12 protein-coding genes and 1 pseudogene are annotated in these 15840 nt (G+C 69.4%); 5 read left to right on the top strand and 8 right to left on the bottom strand.

Annotated features, from left to right (window positions below):
• The first annotated feature begins 203 nt into the window (after positions 1 to 203).
• Complete coding sequence (locus D1J63_RS03400) at positions 204 to 1961, top strand: GAF domain-containing sensor histidine kinase (protein WP_125635151.1); 1758 nt, start codon at positions 204 to 206, stop codon at positions 1959 to 1961.
• Between the two features lie 216 nt (positions 1962 to 2177).
• Here D1J63_RS03400 and D1J63_RS03395 read toward each other — a convergent pair whose 3' ends face one another.
• From D1J63_RS03395 to D1J63_RS03370, 4 genes are all read right to left on the bottom strand, one after another.
• Entirely contained in the window at positions 2178 to 2759 is a 582-nt protein-coding gene (locus tag D1J63_RS03395) for a hypothetical protein (protein ID WP_125627654.1), read from the bottom strand.
• A 30-nt stretch (positions 2760 to 2789) separates the two neighbouring features.
• Complete coding sequence (locus D1J63_RS36875; RefSeq protein WP_206436750.1) at positions 2790 to 3593, bottom strand: CBS domain-containing protein; 804 nt, start codon at positions 3591 to 3593, stop codon at positions 2790 to 2792.
• Positions 3594 to 3920: 327 nt separating this feature from the next.
• Positions 3921 to 4394, bottom strand: coding sequence for a universal stress protein (locus D1J63_RS03375; RefSeq protein WP_241235501.1), 474 nt, complete (start codon positions 4392 to 4394; stop codon positions 3921 to 3923).
• A gap of 99 nt (positions 4395 to 4493) precedes the next feature.
• Positions 4494 to 5813, bottom strand: a complete 1320-nt coding sequence (locus D1J63_RS03370; RefSeq protein ID WP_125627653.1) for a nicotinate phosphoribosyltransferase — start codon at positions 5811 to 5813, stop codon at positions 4494 to 4496.
• Positions 5814 to 5990: 177 nt separating this feature from the next.
• Between D1J63_RS03370 and D1J63_RS03365 the strand changes: the two genes are divergently transcribed.
• Positions 5991 to 6731: a CBS domain-containing protein gene (locus D1J63_RS03365; protein ID WP_206436749.1), complete on the top strand. Its 741-nt coding sequence runs from the start codon at positions 5991 to 5993 to the stop codon at positions 6729 to 6731.
• Between the two features lie 316 nt (positions 6732 to 7047).
• Positions 7048 to 7698: a hypothetical protein gene (locus D1J63_RS03360; protein WP_125627652.1), complete on the top strand. Its 651-nt coding sequence runs from the start codon at positions 7048 to 7050 to the stop codon at positions 7696 to 7698.
• A gap of 17 nt (positions 7699 to 7715) precedes the next feature.
• Here D1J63_RS03360 and D1J63_RS03355 read toward each other — a convergent pair whose 3' ends face one another.
• The gene (locus D1J63_RS03355; protein ID WP_164712697.1) at positions 7716 to 8765 is read right to left on the bottom strand and encodes a hypothetical protein; all 1050 of its coding nucleotides are present in this window, start codon (positions 8763 to 8765) and stop codon (positions 7716 to 7718) included.
• 156 nt (positions 8766 to 8921) lie between these two features.
• On the opposite strand from D1J63_RS03355, the gene D1J63_RS03350 reads away from it, so the two are divergent.
• On the top strand, positions 8922 to 12557 hold the full coding sequence (locus D1J63_RS03350; protein WP_125627650.1) for a hydantoinase B/oxoprolinase family protein: 3636 nt from the start codon (positions 8922 to 8924) through the stop codon (positions 12555 to 12557).
• A 20-nt stretch (positions 12558 to 12577) separates the two neighbouring features.
• On the opposite strand, the gene D1J63_RS03345 is transcribed toward D1J63_RS03350, so the two are convergent.
• A complete protein-coding gene (locus D1J63_RS03345) occupies positions 12578 to 13240 on the bottom strand; it encodes a CBS domain-containing protein (protein ID WP_164712696.1) in 663 nt (220 codons plus the stop codon).
• Entirely contained in the window at positions 13212 to 13595 is a 384-nt protein-coding gene (locus D1J63_RS03340) for a cyclic nucleotide-binding domain-containing protein (protein ID WP_125627648.1), read from the bottom strand. Before D1J63_RS03340 ends, D1J63_RS03345 begins: the two co-directional genes overlap by 29 nt.
• A 557-nt stretch (positions 13596 to 14152) precedes the next feature.
• On the opposite strand from D1J63_RS03340, the gene D1J63_RS03335 reads away from it, so the two are divergent.
• Positions 14153 to 15031 carry a universal stress protein gene (locus tag D1J63_RS03335; protein ID WP_241235500.1) on the top strand — a complete coding sequence of 293 codons (879 nt, stop codon included), beginning with the start codon at positions 14153 to 14155 and terminating at the stop codon, positions 15029 to 15031.
• 48 nt (positions 15032 to 15079) lie between these two features.
• On the opposite strand, the pseudogene D1J63_RS03330 reads toward D1J63_RS03335, so the two are convergent.
• Positions 15080 to 15651: pseudogene (locus tag D1J63_RS03330) on the bottom strand (polyphosphate kinase 2); the annotation flags it as partial.
• Between the last annotated feature and the right edge of the window lie 189 nt (positions 15652 to 15840).

The following is a 15840-nucleotide window of genomic DNA, read 5'->3' as shown; positions in this document are numbered from 1 at the left end:
CCCGCGGACAGCGCTGTTTCACCTCCAGCATCTCAACACTTTCGCCACCACGCGCGGTGCGTCGCGACCGCTACCGCACGGAGCGGTTCACGGCGTCTGCTTCCGGCTCCGTGCTTCGTCGGCGTTGCTCTCCCGACGTGAGCCGTTACTGTGGCGAGAGAGTGTCTGGCCGGTCGAGAGCCCGAGGGCACGGAGGCATGGCGGTGGGAAGCTCCGAAGAAGCCCGGGACGCGTCCGTGCAGCTGCCGCAGCTGAGACTCGACGAGCTGTTGGGCGAACTGCAGGCCCGTCTGGACGCGGCCCGTAAAACGCGGGACCGCGTGCACAGCCTCCTGGAAGCCGTGCTTCTCGTGGGGCGTGACCTGCAATTGGAACAAGCCCTCCGGACGATCGTCGAAGCTGCGGCGACTCTCGTTGACGCGGAATATGCGGCACTTGGCGTGATCGGTCCGGACGGTCGGAGCCTGTCTGCCTTCTACACGGTGGGTGTCGATGACGAGCAGATCGCGCGCATCGGGCATTTGCCGGAAGGACACGGGATCCTTGGTGAGCTGATTCGGAACCCCGCGCCGCTGCGGCTCCCGAAGCTCTCCCAGCATCCGGCTTCGTACGGCTTCCCGGCGCACCATCCCCCGATGAACAGCTTCCTCGGAGTGCCGATCCGTGTACGCGACCATGTCTTCGGCAACCTGTATCTCACCGAGAAGCGTGGTGGGCTGCAGTTCGACGAGGACGACGAGTCGGTGTTGTCGACGCTGGCGGTGGCTGCCGGTGTGACGATCGACAATGCGCGACTTTATGAGGAATCCCGGTTGCGTGAGCGCTGGCTCCAGGCGAACGCGGAGATCACCGAGTCGCTCATGTCGGGTGCCGAGCAGAGCGACGTCCTGGAGCTGATCGCGGAGCGGAGTCAAGAGATCACCGCCGCGGCGCTGGGGGTGGTGGCCATGCCGGTCCGCGGCACCGACTCGTTGGCGGTGGAACTCGCCATCGGGAAGGAGGCCGAGGTGCTGCGCGGGATGGTTCTGCCCGTTCAGGGGACACTCGTCGGAGAGGCTTTCGCACAAGGTGTGCCGGTGAGCAGCCCGGACGTGTCCCGGGACAAGCGGATCTCGGCCGGTCCGCGGCGCTTCGAGGGGCTGGGCCCGGCGGTGACCGTCCCCATCGGGTCGAGCGAAGGCGTGCGCGGTGTGGTGCTCCTGGCGCGCGAGGCCGGCGGTGTTTCATTCAGTGATCGTGAGATCGAGTCCTTGCAGGTCTTCGCCGCCCAAGCGGCCGTGGCGATGGAACTGGCCGACCGTCGCCGTGACGCGGAACAGATCGCTGTACTGGAGGACAGAGACCGGATCGCCCGCGACTTGCACGATCTCGCGATCCAGCGTTTGTTCGCCACCGCCATGACGCTGCAGAGTGCCGGGAAACTGATCGACCACGACAAGGCCCGGCAGCGTGTGCTGCGGGCGGTGAACGATCTCGACGAGACGATCAAGATCATCAGATCGACGATCTTCGGCCTGCGTTCCCGGGAGGACGAAGCGAACCCCGGCCTCCGCAACCGGGCAGTGGGAGCGGTGGGAGATGCGGTGGCCGCTCTCGGCTTCGCTCCCAGCGTTCGCATGGCGGGCCTGCTGGATACGCACGTGGCCGGGGAGATCGCGGACCACATTCTGGCCGTCCTGTCCGAGGCGCTCGCCAACGTCGCTCGGCACGCGCGTGCCGACCATGTCGACGTCCTGCTGGAGACGGACGGCAAGAAGGTGCGGCTCACGGTGAGTGACAACGGTGTGGGTTTCGCGCCTGGGGGGCGCCGCAGCGGTCTGCGGAACATGGAGGAACGGGCACGGAAATGCGGGGGAGGGTTCGAACTGGAGGCTCCGGAAGGCGACGGCACACGCCTGGTCTGGTGGGCACCGGTCGACACCGCGGAGGGAAGGGGGAGAGAGGAAGGAACGCCGGCGTAGCCGCGCCGATCGGCGGGAGGACGGGGCCGGGCGACCATGGGCTCGGCCCGGTGTCCGAGAGACGGTGGAGTGGGGGATGTGAACCCGAGTGTGGGAGGTCGCCATGAGCGACCGAGCGCAACGGACGTTGCAACACCGGCAGGAACATCTGGCGCGCTGTCCGCATGCCATGGCATCCCACTCGGCTGAGGCGGGGACCGCGACGAGGCGCCCGGTTCAGTTGGCCGCGCGCCCCCACTGGCTACCGACGTCCTCCCATTCGTGCGCCCACGCGGCGCGGCGACGTCGGTTGAGGACGACTCGTGCGCCGTAGTAGCCGGCGGCTGCCGCCGCCACGACGGCGAAGGAGGACGCGGCACCCATGAACGCCGCGTCCACCCCTGCCTGGGTGGCGGAGGGCGGCGCCGTCGTCAGCTGGTTTTGGGAGTCCGTCCAGACCGTCACTCGCGAGCCGGCCTTCATCCCTTCGTCGACGGGGATCCTGCCCGAGTGCCGCGTGCCGTCAGGTGCCGTCCACCGCACGGCCGCGTCGACCCGGCCTCCGGTCGTCCCCGTGGACAGGGGATTGCCGGATGCGTCCGACACGAGTGTGGCCGTTGCGGAGTGCCGCTCCACACGCCGTTCTGCGGCACTGTGTGCCGCGGCGTGGGATGCCAACACACCGGCCACGGGACCGGCGACGGCGATGACGAACCAGACGAACAGGAGGATCCAGGCCTCGAGCACGTCCTCGCGGCGGCGCAGCGGATTGCGGCGCCAACGCCACAGGGACCGCCGAATGGTTGTACCTCCGCGCATTGTGACCACCTCCGGCTGTCCCCTTCAGCCTCACGCCGCGGCGATTCGCGGTCCAGGGGCCGTTCGGGCAGCCACCCGGGACCCGAGGGGGTCGAACGGCCCCCCGAACCTCATCGGGCCGGACTGCAAAAGGGCGCGGCGGGTGACGACCTGCCCCGCGTGGACCATCGGTTTGCCGTCCCACGGCGTCTCCTGCGGTCGTGGCTGCGGCTCAACCGCGGGTGCCCCCAGGGGCCTGTGCGGTTTCCTCCTTCGGGTGTTCCTGCGCCGCGACGACTCCCTGCGGGAGGAGATGTCTCGCGACGTCCTGGTTCGAACGCTGGTCTGGCACCGGCCGACATGACGGTGGAAGTGGATGAAGGCCAGGTGACCATCGAGGGTCTCCTGGACGATGCCCAGCTCGTTCCGGTCGTCGAACGGCTGTGCCAGGTCGCCACGGCTGACGATACCGACGAGACGCTCTGCCTCGTCGACCACGGGAAGGCGTTTGACTCCCTCGGCGACCATGATCCGCGCGGCTTCCACAACGGTCCACTCCGGTCGTGCGCACACCGCGGGTGCGGTCATCAGCTCCTCGACCGTGACGTTCTCACCGGGGGAGCGGTCCGTCGGCTCCGGGAGCCGGGTCGGACCGGCGGGATCGGGGCACTGAGCGACCCCGCGGACCAGATCCGCCTCCGACACGACACCGACGGGGCGGCCGATGTCGTCCACCACTGGTACGGCGGTGACATCGTCGTGGGCAAGGGTCGCGGCGACCGCTTTGCACGTCGCGTCCGTTCGGACGTGCACAACCGGCCGGGTCATGAGATCACCTATCGTTCGGTGCTGCATGACAGCCTCCCACGCTGTCGGCAGAGAAGCAGGCCGCCCTGCGCGCGGTTGTGTCCCACTGCACCGTCACGAACACCTTGGCCCAAGCGCCGGAGGTGGTGCTGGCGGTGCGCAGCGCGGTCTCCGGGGGGACGGACCGGGATACGGAGACGACTCAACGATGAGTGCTGCCGGGGGCGCCGCCTCCGGCCCCGGCGTGGGCGCCCTGCCACCTACGCCTCCGTGACTCTCACTCGTCGTACGGGTGCCGATGCTCTTTGTTCCACACAGACGACGGCCCCGCGCGTCGCACAGCAGCCCAGGGCGGTCGGCCGGCGGGGAGACGGGTCAGTGAACCGGGTCGGCTTCCGTTTCCCGGCGAACGACGACGACGGGGCAGGCCGCGTGCTGAGCGCAGCGCTGGCTCACCGAACCAAGCATCGCCCGCCCGAAGGCGCCCCTGCCCCGGCGGCCCACCACGAGGAGTTCGGCCCCTTGGGAAGCGCGGATGAGGGTCTCGGACGGGTCGCCCTCCACGAGGACCTCCCGCAAACCCGGCGGCCGTTCCTCGGGGAAGATGGCGTTCAGCTCCGCCGTGAAACGCTCACGCGCCTGCTCCAGGTCGAAATCGGGGTCGATGGCCGGACCGGCGAAACCGACGGCGGACGGTGTGTCCCAGACATGGACCGCCTCCACGACACCACCGACGGAGCGTGCGTACCGGTCGGCCCAGCGCAGCGCGGCATAGGAGGACGCGGACCCGTCCACTCCCACGACCACCCGTGCTGCCGAATCAGAGGATTGCATGGTCACCTCGCTCATGAGCGCTGTCCGCCACTGTCCACGCTGCCCGGTACCACGCCACCGCGCCAGCGGAGAGAAGTCCGTCGGACTGCGCGCACCGAGCCCGGCGCGGGGAGACTAGGACGAACAGAGGCGCCTGCGGAGGTCCGCGGTCAGTGCGGACAGTCGTTCGGAGCACCCGGCTCGGCCCGGCCGGGGAGCCCGGATACGCAGTGCGTCGGCGGGCAGGGTCGCCAGCTCTGCCGCGAGGCGCGCGCGTCCCTCCGGCAGGGTGTCCGGTGGGCGGAGCCGCCGTCCGTCACGCATGACCGTACGCAGCAGTGGCTCCGCGCCGGCCGGCCCCGGCTCGTCCCACAGGGCGATGACGTCGTCACCCCCCTGACGGCGGAAGACCTGCTTGCGTCCCGGCGACGTCACCTTGGCGGACGACAATTTCATGACCGGGCGCCCGTCGTACTCCACCAGCTTGTAGGCCGAGTCCAGATACGGAGCGTCGGCGGAGGTGCCCACACGGGTGCCGACCGCGTACACATCGATGGGCGCCTCGGAACGGACGAGGCTGTCCACGCCGTACTCGTCCAGGCCACCGCTGGCGACGACACGGACGCCGGGAAGGCCGGCCCGGTCCAGTTCGGCGCGCGCACGGCGGGCCAGATCACCGAGGTCGCCGCTGTCCAGCCGTACGGCGCACCCCGGTCCCCGCCCGAGGTCGCGCAGGACACGAGCCGCGGTACGGACCCCGCGTACCGAGTCGTACGTGTCCACCAGGAACGTCACCGGCCCCGGGTGGGCGCGGGCGAAGGCGCGGAAAGCGGCCTCCTCGTCGGGAAACGCCTCGACGTACGAGTGCGCCATCGTCCCGGACGCGGGCAGCCCCCAGCGGACCGCCGCCGCCACGTTACTGGTCCCTGCGAAACCCGTGAGAGCCGCAGTGCGCGCGGCCTGCATCCCGGCGGAGGTCCCGTGCGTGCGGCGCAGCGAGAAGTCGACCACCGGCCGTCCCGCGGCGGCCAGGACGGACCGCACCGCTTTCGACGCCACGGCCGTCTGATGCGAGACCTGGTTGAGCAGGAAGGTCTCCACGAGCTGAGCCTCCGCGAGCGGCGCGGTGACCTCCAGCAGTGGTTCCCCGGCGAACACCACACGTCCCTCGGGCACGGCGCGCACCTCGCCGGTGAACGTCATGCCACACAGCGGGGAGAGGTCGGCGTACGGCCGGTGCAGCGCGGAGGCGAAGTCCTCCACGTCCGCCGAGGTGACGCGGAAGGCGCTGAGGTAGTCGAGCGCCGGTTCGATGCCCGCACTGACGAGGAATCCACGTTCGGAAGGCAGGTCACGCACGAACAGACTGAACGTCGCGGGCCGGCTCATGTCTTCGAGAAGGTAGGACAGGGCCATCGTGACCTCGTACAGGTCCGTGGTCGTCACATCCGACATGGTGCTCACCTGCCCGTAGCCGCTCGTGCCCGGTCAAGAACATGCTTCACCTGCTCGTGGGGCGTGAGGAAGGGCCGGCCGGCCGATCCTTGTGGCCACTGGGCCCCATGCGTCCGCCGAGACGGTGACGGACCCTTGTAGGTGTCGGGACACTCACCACCCTGGTGGGAGGAAGCCATGGACGGCCACGTCTACAGGGTCGAGGACGTCATGACCCGCAGAGTCATCGCCCTGGCCGGTGGAGCGACGTTCAAGGACATCGTCCGGACCATGGAGACGCAACGGATCAGTGCACTTCCCGTCATCGATCAGGGGAACCACGTGATCGGTGTCGTCTCCGAGGCCGATGTGCTGCGCAAGGAGGAATTCCGCGACACCGACCACGAGCGCGGTCCCCGGAGCCGGATTCCCGAGGGGCTGGTGAAGGCTCGGGCAGTCACCGCGGAGGATCTGATGAGCACTCCGGCCGTGACCGTCCGCGCGGACGCCCCTGTGGCCCGGGCAGCCCGCGCCATGGCACGTCGCAGGGTCAAGCGTCTCCCCGTCGTCGACCACGACGGCGTACTGCAGGGCATCGTCAGCCGCGCGGACCTGCTCAGGGTTTTCCTGCGGTCCGACCTCGACATCGCCGAGGAAGTCCGTCGGGAGATCGTCGGCGGCCGGTTCCCGGAAGGACTCGAATCGGTCCGCGTGGAGGTGCGCGAGGGAGTGGTCACACTCACCGGCCGGGTGCCGGACACCTCGTTCGTTCCGCTGGCCGAACGGCTGGTGCGCTCGGTCGAGGGCGTCGTGGACGTGCGGTGCGCGCTGACGGGCCCCAGGCACCATCCGGCAGGAGAGTCGGAGAACGCAGCTCCTCCAGCGGACCGGCTGGGACGTTCGGCCCTTCCAGGCAGTGCTGCGCGGAGCGATCGCTGAATGGTGGAAAGGAGGGTCATTTGAGCAGCGTGCCGGAGCGGTGAGGAGCAGGTATCGGACGACGCGTATGTCCTGAAGGCCGAGCTTCCGGGCATGCGGCGGGCGTGGCCGCACACCCGTACGTGCCGCCGGTCGCGCAACGGCGCCGGGCTGGTGTGAAGCGAGACGGCGTCTCATGGACGACCGCGACGCACGGTGGCGTGGACGGCGATGGGGCGGGGACGGGTGAATACTGGTGATGTGTGACGCGAGTGTGAACGCCCGGCAGCGCTTCCCGGGTGCGCCGTAAGGGGGCGTTCTCGACGAGGAGACCAGGGTGAAGCACCGTACGACTGACCCGGCGGACGCCGGGGCAGGGCATGAGGCGGACCGAGTACCGGAGCTTCTGCTGAAGGCGCACGACGCCCTGCGTGGGGCGACGCATCTGATCACAGCGCAGGAAACCCCGGAGGCCGAGCGCAAGTTCGCAGCGTTCACGAAGAACCTGGCGGCACTGCTGACAGAGGTGGAGGACATCACCTCCACGATCTCCGCCGATCCGCTCGACGAAGCCGACCGTCGCTCTTCGCTGATGGCGCTGTACGTGCGGGGCGACGCGGGGCGCATCGCCGTTCTGATCGAACAGGTCGGTGACATCGCCTCGGGGCGAGGCACGCAGAGTCTCGCCGGGCCGCTCCCGGGGCCGGTGCGAGAACTGGGCGAAGCATGCGTGAACCTCATGGCGCAAGCCCACGACGTTCTCCGGGTACCAGGCCCCCTGACCATGCTGAACCAAGGCCTCGCCGACGTCACCGCTCGACAGCGTCGTCTCAGCCGCTCGCTTTTGACGGGCAGTCTCGCCTGCTCCACACGAGATGCCGTGGACGCGGCGGTTTTGGGGCGTTGCTACGAGGAGTGCGCCTGGCGGGCGGTGGCGCTGGCCGGCGTCGGCCTGCAGGCGCATGCCCCCGCCGTGGGCGCTCACTGACGCGGTGTGGGTGCGGGTCAAGGCAGCCCAGCCACGGTCATCTGTTCCATGATGGGACGCCAGACGCTGTCCCGGAGGACGAGCCCGCGATGGGTGACCAGCACCGCCGACAGCACAGGATCCGTGGGGTCGATGTCGATGACTCCCCCGGAAGCGATGCGCTGCAGTAGAGCGATGACGTGACTGGCATAGGCGTCGGACGCGACCCGGGGCAGCCGCTCGGCAAGTCGGCCCGCCCCCGCCACGAGCACGCCGGATGCGGTGCGGACCACAGTCCCCGGTTCCGAGCCCTCCACGTTCCCGCCGTCCTGATCAGCGACCATGTCGACGACCACGGAACCAGGACGCATGGTTGCCAGCGACTCGGCGGTCAGCACAATCCGTGGACGGTCGTAGAGCCAGGGGCGAAGCGACGTGACGACGATGTCCCGGTCGCGAAGATCCGACGGGGCGTCGTCTGCGGTGAGCACCTCCGTCCCGCACGCCTCCAGAGTGCGCCCTGCCTGACGCGCGGCCGGTCCGTGGCCGACGATCAGAGCACGGGCTGCTGTTCCGGGGAGCGCGGCACAGCCTCCCGCCGACAGCGGCCGGTCGAGGAGGTCGGCTGCGAGCAGAGCGGCCTTGTAGCCCGCCAACTGCTCCATCGAGGCGGCGGCGTCGAGCGGCGAGCCCGCGGCTTCCGCGTCGCCGACGAGGTCCAGGGCGATGACGGTGAGTCCCTCGTCAGCCCACTTGTGGATGAGGAAAGGGGTGCTCAGCGGGGCTCGGAGAACGGTCAGCAGGGCAACCATCACCTGGCCACGTCGAAGCACACGTCCCGCGGCGCATGCCGGAGGCCGGAGCGCCACGACGATGTCGGAGTCGGCGATGATCTCGTCCCGCGAGCCGATGCCTGCGCCTGCGGCCCGGTACTCGGGGTCGGGCAGCCGTAGACGTTCGCCGGCACCGGTCTCCACAAGTACGTCGAGACCCAATGTGCGGACCCGGGGCACCGACTCCGGCGGAAGAGCCACACGACGGTCACCCGGGGTGATCTCGCGGCACACCCCCACCGTAAGAGAGGCCATGAGCGGACACCTCCCGTACCTCCGTGTGCGCGTTCCCTTTCCAGTATGGAAGGGGCGGGGCCGATGTGCCGCGGTCGTCTCGCGTTTCGGCGTGGATCGCTCATCCTGGGACTCAGGAGGTGGCGACGTCGCCGACAGCACCCAAGGAGGACGGCAATGCCCACCAGCTCCCATGCAGGTTGGCGGTTCTGGATCGACCGGGGTGGAACCTTCACGGACGTCGTGGCACAAGGGCCCGACGGCCGCATAGCCGCGCTCAAACTGCTGTCCGAGGACCCTGCTCGCTATCGTGACGCGGCCGTCGAGGGCATCCGCCGCCTTCTGGGCCTGGACCCGGAGGAACCTGTTCCGGGCGCCGTGGTCCACAGCGTCCGCATGGGCACGACGGTGGCGACCAATGCCTTGCTGGAACGTGCCGGAGAGCGCACCGCGCTGGTGATCACACGCGGTTTCCGTGACGCTCTGCGCATCGGCTACCAGAACCGACCGGACCTCTTCGCTCGAGAGATCGAGCTCCCCGAGGCCCTGTACGAGCGCGTCATCGAGGTCGACGAGCGCGTCACCTCCGAGGGTGAAGTACTACGGGCACCTGATCTGGCAACCCTGGGGGTTCAGCTCCGGGACGCGTACGCCGACGGGATCCGCGCGATCGCGGTCGTCTGTCTGCACAGTGCGCTCCACCCCGGGCACGAGCAGTCGGTAGGGCGACTCGCCGCCTCCCTCGGTTTCCCCCAGATCACTCTCTCCTCCACGGTATCCCCACTCACCAGGCTCGTGCTGCGCGGGGACACGGCCGTCGTCGACGCCTACCTCTCACCGGTGCTGCGCGAGTACGTGCGGGACGTGTCCCGCGAGTTGCCCGGCGTCCCGCTGATGTTCATGCAGTCGAACGGTGGCCTGGCGGCGGCGGACCACTTCAGAGGCAGCAGCGCGGTGCTGTCCGGCCCGGCCGGCGGCATCGTCGGCATGGCCGGTCTGTCGCAGCAGGCCGGACACGACCGCGTCGTCGGCTTCGACATGGGCGGTACCTCGACGGACGTGTCCCACTACGCGGGTGAGTTCGACCGGGTCCCCGTCACCCACATCGGTGGTGTCCGGCTCCAGGTGCCGATGCTGGACATCCAGACGGTCGCCGCGGGTGGCGGTTCGGTGCTGCGCTTCGACCACGGTCGCTACCAGGTGGGTCCGGACTCTGCGGGCGCGCGCCCGGGGCCGGCCTGTTACCGGGCCGGTGGCCCGCTGACGGTGACCGACGCCAACGTGATGCTGGGGCGCATCCCGCCCGCCCGTTTCCCGCACGTCTTCGGCCCGGGCGGCGACCAACCGCTGGACGAGACCGTCGTGCGACGGAAGTTCACCGATCTCGCGGCCCGCATCCGCCGGGCGACCGGCGACCGACGGACCCCCGAAGAGGTGGCCGAGGGATTTCTCCGAGTCGCGGTCGCGAACGTGGCCGCCGCGGTGAAGCGCATCTCCGTACACCGGGGCCGCGACGTCCGCGCATACGCTCTGACCTCGTTCGGCGGGGCCGGTGGGCAGCACGCCTGCGCCGTCGCCGATGCGCTGGGCATCCGCACGGTCCTCGTCCCGCCACTCGCCGGTGTGCTGTCCGCCTTGGGCATCGGGCTGGCCGACCTCACGACCGTGCACGAGCGCTCCCTGGAGCTGGCGCTGGACGACGCCCACATGAGCGACGTCCGTGAGGTCTCGGAGCAGCTCGAGTCGGCCGCCCGACAGGCGCTCGCCGACCAGGGCACAGCGGACGAGCGCGTGCGCGTCACCCGGACGGCGCGCCTGCGCTACGACGGGACCGACACCACGGTGACCGTGCCCCTCGGCGGCCGGGACGTCATGGAACGAGCGTTCACCGAGCGACACCGCGCGCTCTACTCGTTCCTGCTGGACCGCCCCGTCGTGGTCGACGCCCTGTCCGTGGAGGCCCGAGGACTGACGTCCCGGCCCGATCTTGGCAGGCTCGGCAGCCGGCAGGCACCGCACGACCAGGCCGCCGTACGCTCCACGCGCCTCCACATCGGAGGTGAGTGGCGGACCGTGCCGCTGTACGAGCGCGAGCAACTGCATCCAGCGGCGGTGCTGCCGGGACCCGCCGTGATCGCCGAGGACAACGCGACCACCGTCGTCGACCCCGGCTGGCAGGCTTCCGTCACGGAACACGGTCATCTCCGCCTGACCCGATCCGCCGCCGTGCCCCCGGACCGGGCCGGCACCGGCGCGGACCCGGTGCTGCTGGAAATCTTCAACAACCAGTTCGTCTCCGTCGCCGAGCAGATGGGGGCCAGGCTCGCTGCGACTGCCCAGTCCGTCAACATCAAGGAGCGCCTCGACTTCTCCTGCGCGCTCTTCGACCCGGAGGGCAACCTCGTCGCCAACGCGCCGCACATCCCGGTTCACCTCGGGTCCATGGGCACCGCGGTCAGGGAAATCGTCCGCCGCCGAGCCGGACGCATGCGGCCGGGAGAGGCCTACGCGGTGAACGACCCGTATCACGGAGGCACCCACCTGCCCGACATCACCGTGATCACGCCCGTCTTCGGAGAAGCCGGCACGCCGCACGCCGGCCGTGTGCTGTTCCACGTCGCTTCCCGGGGGCACCATGCGGAGATCGGCGGCCTGACGCCTGGTTCGATGCCGGCCGACAGCCGCAGCATCGACGAGGAGGGCGTCCTCTTCGACAACTGGCTCCTGCTCCAGGACGGCCGCTTGCGCGAGGCCGAGACGCTGGACCTGCTCACCAGCGCGCCTTACCCCTCGCGCAACCCCACGACAAACCTGGCCGACCTCCGCGCCCAGATCGCGGCAAACGCCAAAGGCGTCGACGAGGTGAACCGCATGATCCGGCACTTCGGTCTCGACGCTGTCCAGGCTTACATGCGCCACGTTCAGGACAATGCCGAGGAAGCGGTTCGCCAGGCCCTCGACACCCTCACCACCGGGGAGTACCAGTACGAGACGGACTCCGGAGCGGTGATCGCCGTACGCGTCGAAGTGGACCGCCGCCGGCGCGGCGCGACCATCGACTTCACCGGCTCCTCACCGCAACTCGAATCCAACTTCAACGCGCCGACCTCGGTGGTAACGGCTGCCGTGCTGTACGTCTTCCGCACCCTCATCGCGCAGGACATCCCGCTGAACGACGGATGTCTACGGCCCTTGCACCTCGTCGTTCCGGGTGGATCGATGCTGGCGCCCGAGCCACCCGCCGCCATCGTGGCCGGCAACGTCGAGACCTCCCAGGCCGTCACCGGAGCCCTCTATGCCGCGCTGCGTACGCAGGCGGAGGGGAGCGGCACGATGAACAACGTCACGTTCGGCAACGAACACCACCAGTACTACGAAACGGTCGCCTCCGGGGCCGGAGCGGGCCCCGGCTTCCACGGTGCCTCGGCAGTCCAGACGCACATGACCAACTCCTACCTGACCGACCCGGAGGTGCTGGAGATGCGGCTACCGGTCCTCGTCGAGGAGTTCTCCGTACGACGCGGCAGCGGCGGCGCCGGCCGGTGGCACGGGGGAGACGGCGTGGTACGCAGGATCCACTTCCGCGAGGCCATGACGATCAGTGTGTTGTCGGGACACCGCAGAATCCCTCCCTACGGGATGGCAGGCGGTGAGCCGGGTGCCCTCGGACACCACTGCGTGGAACGCGACGGCGTTGCTGTGCCCATGGCGGCCTGTGGCTCCACCGCGGTGCGGGCAGGTGACGTGTTCGTCCTGGTCACCCCGGGCGGTGGCGGCTACGGAGCCGCGGTCGATGCATCCGCGACCGAGTAGGTGGGGAGTCAGTGAGTCCGTCACCCTTCGTCGAGCGTTTCGGCATCCGCCGGATTCCACCGGACGTCGACGACACCTTCCACGGCGCGCGCCAAGCGGGCGGCGACGGGAACCAGCGAGGTGTCCTCGACCCGCCCCCTGAGGGTGACGACACCGTCCGACACCTCCACCCGGACGTTGTCCGCCAGTGAGCGGAAGAGCGGGGAGACGACGTCCTGGCCGACCTCTTCGGCGATGTCGTCGTCCGTGCGAAGGAAGACCTTCAACAGGTCGGCCCGGCTGACGATGCCTTCGAGGAGTCCCTCGGCGTTGACGACGGGCAACCGCTTGACCTTGCGCTGCGCCATGATGCGCGCCGCCTGGGCGAGGGTGGCGTCGGGGTGGACGGTGACGGCCGGGGCCGTCATCACGTCCGCCGCGGTCAGGCCACCTGCCTTGGCCAGATCGGTCAGGCGCCGCATCTGAGTGAACCGATCCGGGTCACTGTCCCGGAATTCCTCCTTGGGCAGCAGGTCGGCCTCGGACACGAGACCGACCACCCGTCCCTCGCCCTCGAGTACGGGCAAGGCGCTGACCTTCCATTGGTCCATGAGCGCGATGACGTCCTTGAACGGGGCCTGTGGACCCACGGCGACAGCTGTGTGCGTCATCACGTCACTTACGGTGTGAGGGCTGTTGAGCATGGCTTCCTCCTCGCCCCGAGGAGCTGTACTCACGGCAGGATTCCGCTGCATCGAATTCCCAGGCCCGTACCGGGCTGAGTGCCTCGGCGCCCAGGTGCCACTGGTACGGCGGGAAGTGCCAGGACCAGCCGAGCAGTTCTCCGTGGCCCAGCGACTCGATGACGGCGTTGCGTCGGCCCGGGAGACGGATGTCGAGAACGACGGTTCCCGTGCGGATGATCCAGAAGCGATCGGCGTGCCGCCCCTCTTCGAACAGCCGCGCACCCGACGGGAACGAGACCTGGCGTGCGAGCCGCAGCAGACGTTCGCGGTGCTCTGCCGGCATGGCTATGGGGAGCGTAGTCGTGGAGGTCATCGTTCTGTCTCCTTCCACATCCAGCCTGCGGCGGGTGAGCCCCCGGGAGCCATGGGTCTCCCGGGCACTCCGAGGGACCGTCGGCCCCGGACGGGAGCGCCGCCGCAGGCGCCGTACGACCGCAGGGCGCCGGACGCGTCGTGCGCTACGGAATCAGGGGAAGCGCACACGGTGTGTGAGCCGCCGACAGTCCGCCAATGCCACAACGACGCACCAGGTCGCCCGGACAGCGCCTAATAGGGCATGCGACGTCCCGACGGTGTGCGCAGGTCCGGAAGATCCGGCCGCCGTGGAGGGCGGGGGCGCCTTGTCACCTGGATCCGTTCCATGACGATCGCCTCGTCTCGCGCTACCCCCTCTGTTCATGTTCGCCCCTTGCCACTGCGCAGGCCATGGGGACACCGGCCCTCGGCACGAGGCCGAGACGGCCTGGGCGGTTGGGGTCGAAGGTCCCTAGCAGGGGCCCAATCGCCCCTGCCGCACCCGCGCGCCCGATGCCACCGTGAAGGTGGCAGCCCTGCTGCATGAACCGGCACCAAGAGAGAAGGGCGGTGGGGATGATGGCACTCCCCCTGGTTGTGGGCGTCGACGGGTCGGACGGCAGCCTGCGTGCCATCGACTGGGCGGTGGACGAGGCACAACGCCGAGGGCTCTCCCTGCGTCTGGTATATGCCTCTCTCTGGGAGCGGTATGAGGGAGCACTGCCGACGGCGGGCCGAGAACGCCCCTCGGAGCAGGTGATGGCCGAAAACATCGTTGGTACCGCTGCGGAGCGTGTCCGGCGATACGATCCCAGCCTCACGGTCGACACCGACACGGTGCCCGCAGAAGCGGTGTCCGCGCTCTTGGCCGAAGGCCGGCACGCCACCGCGGTGGTCACCGGATCACGAGGCCGTGGAGAGCTGAAAGGCGCCCTCCTCGGCTCTGTCAGCCTCGCCGTCGCCTCTCGGGCCGACTGCCCGGTGGTCGTCGTCAGGGGTGAGAAGACGGCGCTGTCCGGCTCCCACGCGCGCGTCCTGCTCGGCGCCGGCAACCCGGACACCAGCGGCGAGGCCGTGCGGTTCGCCTTTCGAGAGGCCGACGTACGGGGCTGCGAGCTGGACGTCGTGCGGGCCTGGCGGTGTCCGGCGTACGAGAACGCCGACGACGGGACGTCACGTGAGGACTCCGAGTACCAGCATCAGCAACGAGCTTCCGCTCTGATCGACACACTGGTGGCCGAAGTCGCGGCAGAGTATCCGAGCGTGAGGCTGCGCAGGCGGACGGTCGAAGGGCCTGCCCGCAAGGTGCTGGTCCATCAGACGGCCGCAGCCGACCTCGTTGTCGTCGGGTCCCGTCACCGGTCGGGCCATTTCGGCCTTCAGCTCGGGCGGGTCACCCACACGCTGCTGCAGCACGCGTCCTGCCCGGTCGTAGTGGTGCCACAGCTCACGTGACGGGTTCGCTGCACGACGTCGGTGCCGGTGGCCTCGCCCAATCACCTGTCACAAGCGAGCCGCGTGGTCCGGGACGTACGTCTGCAGTGCCCTGGGTGACCGTGTGTATCCGGTCGACGGTGGGCGTTCCGGGAGGGTGAGTGAGGGGGGGGCGGCACGTCGTGGTAGGCGATGGAGTCCAAGAAGTGGGCGATCATGTTGAGCCGGGCCCGACGTTTGTCGTCGCTCTCCACCACGTACCACGGGGACTCGGGAGTGTCCGTGGCCGCCATCATCTCGTCCTTGGCGCGAGAGTAGGCTTCCCACCGGGTGATCGACTCCAGATCCACCGACGAGAGTTTCCAGCGCTTCAGCGGGTCTTCGAGGCGACGCCGGAAGCGCTCCTGCTGCTCCACGTCACTCACAGAGAACCAGTACTTCCGCAGCAGGAGCCCGTCCTCGACGAGCATCCTTTCGAAGACGGGGCAGTGTCGCAGAAACCGACGGTGTTCTTCGCCGGTGCAGAACCCCATGACGCGCTCGACCCCGGCCCGGTTGTACCAGCTGCGGTCGAAGAGAACGATCTCGCCGCCCGCAGGAAGGTGCTCCACGCACCGCTGGAAGTACCACTGTGTGCGTTCCCCGCCGCCCTTCCCGGCCGCGTTTCCTTGCCTGCCATGCCACCTCCAGCCCCCGCGTTCCGATGCCCTCCGTGTCAGCACGGTACTGGTCGGTCACGAGCAGTGCATGGCACGGGTGGCGGCACTGCTGCCAGGACGGTAGCGCCGAAAGAGGGAGGCCGTGCTCCGGGGCGGCACCTGCCCGGAATG

It is taken from the genome of Streptomyces sp. KPB2, from assembly GCF_003950055.1.
Lineage (GTDB): Bacteria > Actinomycetota > Actinomycetes > Streptomycetales > Streptomycetaceae > Streptomyces > Streptomyces salinarius.
The sequence above is the reverse complement of the archived record's forward strand: the minus strand, read 5'-3'. Positions and strand labels throughout refer to the sequence as shown.